Here is a 10000-nt window from a genome sequence, read left to right on the forward strand (position 1 = left end):
CTTTTGCATCGTCGATCACTTTAGCCACATGTAATAAAGCTTTAGAAGGGATACAGCCAACATTTAAACAAACACCACCAAGTGTGCTGCGAGCTTCAACTAAAGTCACTTCCAAACCCAGGTCAGCAGCGCGGAATGCTGCAGAATATCCACCGGGGCCAGCGCCTAACACCACAACTTGAGTTTTGATTTCGTTGCTCATCGTTTTACCTTTTTATCTTTTGCTAAGATAGCCGCCAGTTAAAGCAGGCGGCCAGGAAATAAAGTGACGGAATTTTATCACCCTACCTGAAAGATGTCCCGTATCTTTTCAGAGCACGACACAACTTTCGGGCTTGCCTTTGTTACATAATGATTTGACGGATATCCGCCAGATAAGATGCCAGAGTCGCAGTAAAACGCGCCGCTAAAGCACCATCAATCACCCTGTGGTCGTAAGACACAGACAAAGGCACCATCAGGCGTGGTTCAAACTCTTTGCCATTCCACTTAGGTTTAATATCAGATTTTGATACACCCAAAATAGCCACTTCAGGCGCATTGACGATAGGCGTAAAGGCCGTACCACCAATACCACCTAAACTAGAGATGGTAAAACATCCACCCTGCATATCTGCAGACGTCAGTTTGCCTTCGCGGGCTTTGGCTGAAATATCCTGCAGCTCACGGGATAATTCAATAATGCCTTTTTTGTTCACATCACGCACCACAGGCACCACTAAACCATTAGGTGTATCAACAGCTATACCTAAGTGGACGTATTTTTTCAGGATCAGGCTGCCGCCATCTTCAGACAGCGAACTGTTGAAGGTCGGGAACTCTTCTAAAGCTTTGGCTACCGCCTTCATAATAAAGACCAACGGGGTGTACTTCACGCCCATTTTCTTCTTATCAGCCAGCGCGTTTTGTTCTTTGCGGAACTCTTCCAGACCAGTGATATCCGCTTCATCAAACTGAGTCACATGAGGAATACGCACCCAGTTGCGGTGTAAGTTAGCACCGGATAACTTCTGAATACGGGACAGTGGTTTCTCTTCCACAGCGCCAAATTTGCTGAAGTCCACTTTTGGCCAAGGGATTAAATCAAAGCCAACGCTGTTACTACTGCTGGTGACATTGCCTTTGCCTGACGCCACTTGTGCAAGAATGTTTTTCACATAATTTTGCACGTCTTCGCGCTGCACACGGCCTTTGCGGGCAGTACCAGTGACCTTGCTTAAATCGACGCCAAATTCACGGGCTAAACGACGCACCACAGGAGAGGCATGAGCATAAGCCTGGTTTTCGGTAAATTCGTTTGCAGGAGCAGATGCCGCTGCAGCCACAGCTGAGGCTGCAGGCGCAGGAGTTGCTACCGGAGCTGGCGCAGCTACAGTAGCCGGAACTGCTACAGCTGCAGCGGCTGGAGCACTGCCAGCCACTTCAAATACAAAAACTGAAGAGCCAGTTTGTACTTTGTCGCCCACTTTGACTTTGATTTCTTTGACAGTACCGGCAAAAGGCGCAGGCACTTCCATTGACGCTTTATCACCTTCCACCGACAGTAGCGATTGGTCAGCAGCAACAGTGTCGCCGACTTTCACCATCACTTCAGTCACTTCAACGGCGTCGCCACCAATATCAGGCACCTGAACTTCTTTTAACTCCGCAGCTGCAGGAGTGGCAGGAGCAGCAACCGGAGCTGGTGTTGCCACTGGTGCAGGAGCCGCAGCGGCTGGCGCTGCAACAACAGTACCTTCAGCTTCAAATACCATAATCAGCGAGCCGGTTTTTACTTTATCACCAGCTTTTACTTTGATCTCTTTAACAATACCAGCCTGAATAGCTGGCACTTCCATAGAAGCCTTGTCGCCTTCTACCGATAACAATGACTGGTCCAGTGCAACTTTGTCGCCCACCTTCACCAGTACTTCTGTAACTTCAACTTCATCCGCACCTATGTCCGGCACATGAATTTCAATCGTCATGACAAATCCTCTTATGCGTACAGTGGGTTAGTTTTATTGGTGTCGATACCAAAACGGGCAATGGCGTCCGCGACTAACTGCTTATCGATTTCACCACGTTTTGCCAGTTCACGTAACGACGCCAACACTATGTAGCCCGCGTTCACTTCGAAGTGACGACGCAGATTTTCACGGCTGTCAGAACGGCCAAAACCATCTGTACCCAGAACTTTATAAGACACCGCAGGTACAAAAGAGCGCACCTGGTCAGCATAATTTTTAATATAGTCAGTGGCTGCAATAGCAGGAGCTGTACCCATCACTTTGGCAATGTAAGGCACTTTTTCTTCCGCCATAGGGTGCAGCATGTTGTAACGTTCGCAGTCCTGACCATCACGGGCCAGTTCGTTAAATGAAGTCACAGAGAATACGTCTGAGCCTACGCCATAGTCTTCACTTAAGATTTCAGCGGCTTTACGCACTTCGTTCATGATAGTGCCGCTGCCTAACAGCTGAACTTTGGCTTTCTCACCGATATGGCTTTCCAGTTTATAGATACCACGACGAATACCTTCTTCAGCACCAGCTGGCATAGCCGGGTGATGGTAGTTTTCGTTCATCACTGTGATGTAGTAGTAAATATTTTCCTGATCAGCACCGTACATACGACGGATACCGTCCTGAATAATCACCGCCAGCTCATAAGAGTAAGTCGGGTCGTAGGAAATACAGTTAGGTACTGTGCCCGCCAGAATATGGCTGTGACCATCTTCGTGCTGTAAACCTTCGCCGTTTAATGTGGTGCGGCCAGCTGTAGCACCTAACAGGAAACCACGGGCTTGCTGATCGCCTGCTAACCAGGCCATATCACCGACACGCTGGAAACCAAACATGGAGTAGTAGATATAGAATGGGATCATCGGCAGATCGTTAGTGCTGTATGACGTAGCAGCGGCGACCCATGACGCCATAGCGCCTAGCTCGTTAATACCTTCCTGCAATACCTGACCAGAAGTTTCTTCTTTGTAGTAAGACACCACAGCGCGATCTTCCGGCGTGTAAGTCTGGCCACGAGGGTTATAAATACCAATCTGACGGAACAAACCTTCCATACCAAAAGTACGGGCTTCGTCGGCAATAATTGGCACAATTTGCTGGCCGATGTTTGGATCTTTCAGCAGTACGTTTAATGAACGCACAAAAGCCATAGTGGTCGAAATTTCACGTTTTTGCTCTTCCAGCAGAGGCTCAAATGCGTTCAGTTCTGGCAGAGTAAGTGACTTAGTGAAGTTCGGTAAACGCACTGGTGTGTAACCATTTAAAGCATTACGGCGGGCATGCAGGTACTGATGTTCAGGCGAACCTTCAGGCAGTTGAATATAAGGCAGGCTTTGTACATCTTCTTCGCTGATGTAATCTTCCAGACCCAGACGCTTGCGAATTTGCAGCACATGAGTCATGTCCATTTTCTTCACCTGGTGAGCAATGTTTTTGCCTTCAGCCGCTTCACCCATGCCATAACCTTTAATGGTTTTGGCCAGGATCACAGTAGGACGACCTTTAGTTTCCTGCGCCGCTTTAAAGGCAGCATATAACTTAGAAGGTTCATGACCACCACGTTTTAACGCGAAGATTTCCTCGTCTGTCATGTCAGCCACTAAAGCTGCCGTTTCAGGGTAACGACCGAAGAAATGCTGACGCACATAAGCACCGTCTTTGGCTTTGTACGTCTGATAGTCACCATCTACAGTTTCGTTCATTAACTGCAGTAACTTGCCTGTGGTGTCTTTAGCCAACAGCTTGTCCCAGCCACTGCCCCATACCACTTTAATTACGTTCCAGCCAGCGCCACGGAATAAACCTTCCAGTTCCTGAATGATTTTGCCGTTGCCCATCACAGGGCCATCTAAACGCTGCAGGTTACAGTTGACCAGGAAACACAGGTTATCCAGCTTTTCACGGGCAGCAAAAGATAAAGAACCACGGCTTTCCGGCTCATCCATCTCGCCGTCACCTAAGAAGGCATACACGCGTTGTGCACTGGTATCTTTTAAACCACGACCATCTAAATACTTCAGGAAACGGGCCTGATAAATAGACGTAATCGGACCTAAGCCCATAGATACGGTCGGGAATTGCCAGAATTCTGGCATTAATTTAGGGTGTGGATAAGAAGATAACCCTTCACCACCCACTTCCTGACGGAAATTGTCCAACTGATCAGCGGTTAAACGGCCTTCGACAAAAGCACGGGCGTAGATACCCGGAGAAATATGGCCTTGGTAATACACCAAATCGCCGCCGTCTTTTTCATTAGGCGCACGGAAGAAGTGGTTAAAACAGGTTTCGTAAAACGCAGCTGAAGACTGGTAAGAGGCCATGTGGCCGCCTAAATCCAGCTCTTTTTTCGATGCGCGCAGCACTATCATAATAGCGTTCCAGCGGATCACTGAGCGGATGCGTTTTTCCAGATTCACATCACCTGGATAAGCAGGTTCCTGCTGTGGCGGAATAGTATTGATGTAATTGGTGGTTACGCCGGTCGGCATATCCACACCGTCCAGGCGAGCCTGTTCCAGCACTTGTTCTAACAGGAACTGAGCGCGCTCTACACCTTCGGTGCGAACCACAGATTCAAGAGCCTCTAACCATTCTTTGGTTTCGAGCGCGTCGATGTCAATCTTATTGACTTCAGACATATCAAAGTTTCCTTAATCAGTTCCACGCCAGAGTGCGGAACATTAACAGTTAAAAAGTATGCTTACGCTCATTCACTCTGTTGCGAACGTCTGAGCGAGCGTTCAATGCGTGAGCGCTCCCGATCGGCTTCCAGCAATGCCTCTTCGATAAAGGCCAAATGGCTGTTGCTGGCTTGCCGGGCTTGCTCCGGCTCGCCATTGATTACTGCTTGCATCAGGCTATGCCTGTGCGAATTCAGCTGGCTCACTATGCCTTCCTTTTGCCGCAAAACCTCGAGGTTTAACTTGATGTTTTGCTCCACCAGCGGCGTTAAGCCGCGCACCAAATGCAAAAGCACCACATTGTGCGATGCTTCTGCTACCGCCGAATAAAACTGGCCAACAGACCGCGCTTCAGCGTCTAAATCCTGTCGCTGCTGAGCAGCACAAATCTCTTCGTAACGTTGTTTAATCAACTCATAGTCAGCTTGTGTACCGCGCAAAGCGGCGTAATAAGCACAAATGCCTTCTAAAGCATGACGAAACTCCAGTAAATCAAACTGTGACTCAGGGTGACGACCAATCAGAGCAAATAACGGATCTGTTAAACCTACTGCAAGATTTTCACAGACATAAGTGCCACCGCCCTGTCGACGATTGACTAAACCTTTGGCTTCGAGTTTCTGAATAGCTTCACGTAAGGATGGACGGGAGACATCAAATTGCAATGCAAGTTCACGCTCAGGCGGTAACTTTTGTCCTGGCATAAAAGTACCTTCCAGCAGCATATGCTCCAGTTGCTGGACTATTTGATCGGACAATTTAGCGGGTTTGATTCTCAGACTGGACATGTCCACCTTAATCAGAAGTCTTATTATCCTGGCAAACTCAACAGACAACTTGTCAATTGGTCTTACCAATTCGTTTTGATGCGGCATAACTTAGCAGAAAGGAAGCAAACTGTAAATTAAACTGCGGGATTATGCGACCAAAGCGGATAAATAATTAGAGTAAAAGCTCGATAAAAAACCAGCAAAAGTAAGGGAAATAAATTGGTCTTACCAACAATACTGGAGGAGAAGAGTGAAATAAATCCTGATGCTCAATCCGGGTTTGCTGCACATTATTACCGGGTAATAATGTGCAGCAAACCCGACTCTGGTTAACCCAACCAGCCTGACAAGGTAAGCACTGCGACTAACGCAAGAAAAAACAGCACGTTACGCTTAGCTAATTGCACCATGCATGCGGTTTCTTCGGCACAATTATATGAATCATCAGGCAAGGGTTCGGCGGCTTTGGCCACTGTGGTAATCACAGTCGCCGAAGGACTGCTGAAATCCCCCAAAAAGGTCAGCAACGCAGCAGAAGCACGGGAAAAATGGCCAACCAAAGCCAGGCCCACACCAAACAAGCGCGCTGGAACCCAATCGGCCCAGAACATCAGTTGCTGAAATACAGCGGGAATAGCTGGCGCCTCAGCAACAAATTCAGCATTGTCACTTTGTTCTTCAGACAGTTTCATTGGCTGCTCCCAACTGGCAGGTTCATTTAACTGGCGCAACAAAGCATAGGTAATAGCGCCGGCTCCACCTAAAATGGCAAACCAGAATAAGACGGCGGCGTAATAGCGGAAATTCAGCCACACTAAACGCTGGCCATAACTCAAGTCAGTATCGGTCAACCCAGCATCAGCGCTTAACTGCTGCATAGTTAAAAAAGCAGCTTCGTTGTCCGCCCTTTCGCTGGCATTTAAATACTGTTTATACAACTGGCGATAATGCCAACAGCCAATACACACCAACAACACCAAAGTATTCAGCACCAAAGTGACCAGACTGCTTCCAATGAACCACAGCAGCGCTGCGTACAAAATACCTGGCAATAACACCCACAGATATTGGCCTTTGCTGTCCTCTGAAATTTTAGACAATCCAGAACTGTGGCTCAGAGACAGGTATTTTTTGGCATAAAACAAAAACTGCCACGCCTCACTGCGAACCGCCAGTCGTTCAATAATTAAGGCGATAAGCATACTGATCAAGGTCATTTATCTATTCTCCTTTAACGCAGATTGATAACGGTTCCAGTCAAAAGACGGACCAGGATCGGTTTTCCGACCCGGTGCAATCTGCTGATGTCCCACAATACGATCCGTTGTGATAGCCGGAAAGTCTTGCATCAATTGTCTGGTTAACAGCACCAGACTTTGGTACTGCGCATCGGTATAAGACTGATGCTCAGTGCCTTCTAACTCTATTCCTATCGAAAAATCGTTACAGTTTTGTCGCCCTTCAAACTCAGAGACCCCGGCATGCCAGGCTCTGTATTGAAAAGGCACATACTGTCGGACAGTACCATTTCTGAATACAACACAATGCGCCGAAACACGGACTCCGGCTAAATCAGCAAAACTTTCATCGGCACTAGTATCTAAAACGCCCATAAACAAATCATCTATGTAACTATTGCCAAACTGGCCCGCCGGCAAACTAATGCAATGGATCACCAGCAAACTGATTAGTGTGTCTTGTGGCCTCAAGTTCCAATGCGGACTTGGACGCAGCTCAAGCTCTATCGGAGCCTGTTGTTGATTCACCTGAAAATCCCGTTTTTGCAAATGCGCTTCATGCTCGGTTAAGCTGGTGCCTTTATTGTCAACCCTGAGACTTTGGAATGCAAGCATCTGACAATACAACTAAATTAGGCAGGTTATTTAGCTGGATCAGTTGGCTGCTGTTACTGGGGCTGTTGTATTGGTTTTTTGAAGAACAGATTTCGTTACAAATAAATCCCAATCAGCAATTGCAGAGCCACATTGGCAGCGGCGGTGAAAAAGTCACCGTATTAAAGCGCAACAAGGCAGGTCACTACGTCGGCACTGCACTTTTTAATGGGATCCCCATGGAATTTATGCTCGATACCGGAGCTACTGTAGTTGCAGTTTCAGAACAGGCCGCACTGAAGCTAGGCATGGCAAGAGGCCAAAAGTATCAGGTCAGCACAGCTAACGGTCCGGCTGCTGCATACGATAGTCAGCTCGACAGCTTACAGCTGGGTGATATTGTATTGACCAAAATACGCGCCAGTATTACCCCTGGCTTGCATGGCACTGAGATTTTGTTAGGCATGAGTGCACTAAAACAATTAGAATTCAGCCAACAACAGGATGAGCTGAAGCTAATCCAACACTAATTTAAATAAGCTCCTGAGCTTATGAGTACATCGGAACTATATACAGATGATTAACGTCCCTTACCTTACTGATTTGCAACGGGATATTGAACTGACTGTTCGTCAGGCACTGGCAGAAGATTTAGGCCATTTACCACTGGAACAAGGCGATATCACCGCGTCTTTAATTCCTGTGACTCAGCAAGCAAAAGCGACCATCATCAGCAGGGAAGACTGCATATTTTGTGGCAAAGCCTGGTTAACCGAAGTGTTTCACCAGTTATCTGGTCAGGTGCAGATTGAATGGTTTGTGACCGATGGCGATAAAATAGCCGCCAACTCAGTATTATGTGAATTGACAGGTCCGGCCCGTATTTTATTAACAGGTGAGCGTACGGCGCTGAATTTTATCCAGACTTTAAGTGGCACCGCAACAACCACGGCACTTTATGTGTCGTTGCTGGAAGGCAGCAGCACCCGTTTGCTTGATACCAGAAAAACCTTGCCAGGCATGCGTTTGGCTCAAAAGTATGCGGTGGCATGCGGGGGAGGAAAAAACCACAGACTGGGGTTGTATGATGCGTTTCTGATCAAAGAGAATCATATAGCTGCTGCCGGTTCTATCGATAATGCTGTCAGCATAGCGCGGCAGAATTTCCCGGGTAAACCAGTGGAAGTTGAAGTCGAAGATTTGATTGAATTTGAGCAGGCACTCAAAGCTGGTGCTGACATTATTATGCTGGACAACTTCCATATCGCTGACATTCAACAGGCGGTGAGCCTGAATAAAGGCAAAGCTAAACTGGAAGTATCAGGCAACATTACAGCTGAAGCGCTGCGTTCACTCAGTAGCACAGGAGTGGATTACATCTCCAGCGGCGCTTTGACCAAAAATATCCAGGCCATTGATTTGTCGATGCGTTTACGCAGTATCTCTGCCTGATGAAACTGATCAGGTTTTAAACCTGATTAGCCGTTATTCGCCAGCACTGCGGGCAAAGCTTTAAAAGGCTGTTACACTCAGATAAGTGTTCCCGCAATGCTGTGATCGCTATGGATACTGCCCCACTTTTAAGCGGTACTGTCTGCTACTGGCGTGATGATAAAGGTTTTGGTTTTGTAGCAACGGCCAACTCAGAACGGTTGTTTTTTCATATCCGTGATTTTCAGCAGCAGCCGGCACGACGCCCACAGCAGGGAGACAGATTAAAGTTCCGGCTGGCCTTTGATAAAAATCAACGTCGTTATGCCTTCGCTGTGCAATTTGAGGAAGCTGCTACGGCTCGCACCAGAACCTCCAAAGCCGTCTCACCTGAGGTTGAACAAATCCTGCAGCAAGCCTGGTGTTTCCGCTATCTGTTTTTCGCGTTATTGCTGCTTTCCATAATGGCTGGCAGTTTTACCTTAACTGTACCTTTGTTTTACCTTGAAGCCAGCCTGTTTACCTATTGGCTTTATCAGATAGATAAAAAACTGGCCTGCAGCGGGCAAAGCAGCCGTTTGCCTGAAGAAAGCTTACAAATGTTTAGTCTGATTGGTGGCTGGCCAGGTGCTTTAGTGGCACAAAAACTTTTACATCATAAAATACACAAGCTGCCTTTTCAGCGTGAATTTCGTTTTGTGGTCTATGGCAATAGCTGCTTTTTGCTGTGGTTAATCTCCGAACCAGGTTCGGCTTTTTTGCAAAAACTCACAATATTCTGAGCTTGAATAAAGTAAACAGCTTTAAAAATCAGCATATTAACTCAAGGTTTACTTTTTTTATCAGCTTTGTTTGCAACAACCATTAAACATCAGAGTAAAGCTTGCTTAATAACAAATATTAACCAGAATTAAATAGCCCCAATTGTGGGCAAACCAATCAGGAGATGTTTCATGAAACGTAATCAAGGTTTTACCCTTATTGAATTAATGATTGTCGTTGCAATTATCGGTATTTTGGCTGCTATTGCTTTACCTGCATATCAAGACTACACCGCTAAAGCAAAAGGCTCTAATGCAGTGGCTTCATTGGGTGGCCAAAAAATTAAGGTAGCCGAAGCTTATACCACTGGCGGAACTTTGGGTTGTACTGATTCTTCAGGCGTAGCTATCCCAAACTGCAGCGGACTAGGTGTGTTGGCTTTAACCTATGATGGCATTACCGCCACTATGACTCCTGCAGCACCAGCAGGCGGCGGCAATATTACCTGGACTTGTGTG

Annotated in this window: 10 protein-coding genes; 4 read left to right on the forward strand and 6 right to left on the reverse strand. The window is 47.0% G+C overall.

All coding sequences use genetic code 11. The annotated features are described in order from the left end of the window. The 6 genes from LDL40_RS04800 to ampD all read right to left on the reverse strand — a co-directional run. A partial coding sequence (locus LDL40_RS04800) for an FAD-dependent oxidoreductase (RefSeq protein WP_300994017.1) occupies positions 1-202 on the reverse strand: 202 nt, incomplete at its 3' end. 142 nt (positions 203-344) lie between these two features. Beyond that, a complete protein-coding gene (gene aceF / locus LDL40_RS04805) occupies positions 345-1967 on the reverse strand; it encodes a pyruvate dehydrogenase complex dihydrolipoyllysine-residue acetyltransferase (protein WP_300994018.1) in 1623 nt (540 codons plus the stop codon). A gap of 11 nt (positions 1968-1978) precedes the next feature. Then, positions 1979-4645 (reverse strand): pyruvate dehydrogenase (acetyl-transferring), homodimeric type, encoded by a 2667-nt coding sequence (aceE, locus tag LDL40_RS04810; protein ID WP_300994019.1) that lies wholly within the window; start codon positions 4643-4645, stop codon positions 1979-1981. A 68-nt stretch (positions 4646-4713) separates the two neighbouring features. Next, positions 4714-5475, reverse strand: coding sequence for a pyruvate dehydrogenase complex transcriptional repressor PdhR (gene pdhR / locus LDL40_RS04815; RefSeq protein WP_300994020.1), 762 nt, complete (start codon positions 5473-5475; stop codon positions 4714-4716). A 311-nt stretch (positions 5476-5786) separates the two neighbouring features. Then, entirely contained in the window at positions 5787-6674 is an 888-nt protein-coding gene (gene ampE, locus LDL40_RS04820) for a beta-lactamase regulator AmpE (protein ID WP_300994021.1), read from the reverse strand. Beyond that, the gene (gene ampD, locus LDL40_RS04825; protein WP_300994022.1) at positions 6675-7310 is read right to left on the reverse strand and encodes a 1,6-anhydro-N-acetylmuramyl-L-alanine amidase AmpD; all 636 of its coding nucleotides are present in this window, start codon (positions 7308-7310) and stop codon (positions 6675-6677) included. Here ampD and LDL40_RS04830 point away from each other — a divergent pair. The 4 genes from LDL40_RS04830 to LDL40_RS04845 all read left to right on the forward strand — a co-directional run. Beyond that, positions 7301-7819 carry a TIGR02281 family clan AA aspartic protease gene (locus tag LDL40_RS04830; protein WP_300994024.1) on the forward strand — a complete coding sequence of 173 codons (519 nt, stop codon included), beginning with the start codon at positions 7301-7303 and terminating at the stop codon, positions 7817-7819. The two genes, ampD and LDL40_RS04830, sit on opposite strands and share 10 nt — an antisense overlap. A gap of 46 nt (positions 7820-7865) precedes the next feature. Beyond that, positions 7866-8741, forward strand: a complete 876-nt coding sequence (nadC, locus tag LDL40_RS04835) for a carboxylating nicotinate-nucleotide diphosphorylase (protein WP_300994025.1) — start codon at positions 7866-7868, stop codon at positions 8739-8741. A gap of 110 nt (positions 8742-8851) precedes the next feature. Then, complete coding sequence (locus LDL40_RS04840; RefSeq protein ID WP_300994027.1) at positions 8852-9502, forward strand: DUF1294 domain-containing protein; 651 nt, start codon at positions 8852-8854, stop codon at positions 9500-9502. A gap of 171 nt (positions 9503-9673) precedes the next feature. Further along, the coding region (locus LDL40_RS04845; RefSeq protein ID WP_300994028.1) for a prepilin-type N-terminal cleavage/methylation domain-containing protein at positions 9674-10000 on the forward strand (327 nt) is incomplete at its 3' end.

It is taken from the genome of Rheinheimera sp. (assembly GCF_020217005.1).
Classification (GTDB): Bacteria; Pseudomonadota; Gammaproteobacteria; order Enterobacterales; family Alteromonadaceae; genus Pararheinheimera.

Coding starts and splice junctions, on each gene's coding strand:
- nadC (WP_300994025.1), top strand. CDS start 7,866: ATGATTAACGTCCCTTACCTTACTGATTTGCAACGGGATATTGAACTG.
- pdhR (WP_300994020.1), bottom strand. CDS start 5,475: ATGTCCAGTCTGAGAATCAAACCCGCTAAATTGTCCGATCAAATAGTC.
- LDL40_RS04830 (WP_300994024.1), top strand. CDS start 7,301: ATGCAAGCATCTGACAATACAACTAAATTAGGCAGGTTATTTAGCTGG.
- LDL40_RS04840 (WP_300994027.1), top strand. CDS start 8,852: ATGGATACTGCCCCACTTTTAAGCGGTACTGTCTGCTACTGGCGTGAT.
- ampE (WP_300994021.1), bottom strand. CDS start 6,674: ATGACCTTGATCAGTATGCTTATCGCCTTAATTATTGAACGACTGGCG.
- ampD (WP_300994022.1), bottom strand. CDS start 7,310: ATGCTTGCATTCCAAAGTCTCAGGGTTGACAATAAAGGCACCAGCTTA.
- aceF (WP_300994018.1), bottom strand. CDS start 1,967: ATGACGATTGAAATTCATGTGCCGGACATAGGTGCGGATGAAGTTGAA.
- aceE (WP_300994019.1), bottom strand. CDS start 4,645: ATGTCTGAAGTCAATAAGATTGACATCGACGCGCTCGAAACCAAAGAA.